Annotated in this window: 1 pseudogene; it reads right to left on the bottom strand. The window is 62.4% G+C overall.

From position 1 onward, the window contains the following. Positions 1-426: pseudogene (locus HX873_RS31345) on the bottom strand (lipid kinase); the annotation flags it as partial.

Below are 426 nucleotides of genomic sequence, written 5' to 3'. Positions count from 1 at the left end.
AGCTTGAGGTTGGCGGTGTCGCCGCGGGTCACGCCATTGGCGAAGCTCATGCCCACGGCGTTGGTGTCCTTGGCACCTTCACCCAGCAGGCCGTGTTTAAACGAGAACTCGGCGACTTTGCCCATGGTGGCGGGCAACTGCGCGCTGGTGGCGAAGGCCAGGGCTTCCTTGGGCGTGGCGAACAGCTTGGTGGTGTCCAGTTGCGACTGGAAGCCCTTGAGGTCGGTGCCGGAGGCCTTGGCCATGTGTTCCAGGGCGTCGGTGCTGGCGGCGTTTTTCGCGTTCATCAGCGCCACCACTTCAAACCAGGCGCCGGTCAACGCTTTGCCCAGCTTGGGGTTGTCCTTGAGGGTCTGGGTGTTGACCACCATCATGTCCATGATTTCGCCGGGCACTTTGCTGGAGTCGAACACTTCGGTGACACCG

It is taken from the genome of Pseudomonas sp. P7758, from assembly GCF_013386485.1.
In the GTDB taxonomy this organism is placed as follows: Bacteria; Pseudomonadota; Gammaproteobacteria; order Pseudomonadales; family Pseudomonadaceae; genus Aquipseudomonas.
Note: the sequence above shows the minus strand (reverse complement) of the source record. Positions and strands in the feature narration are given on the sequence as shown.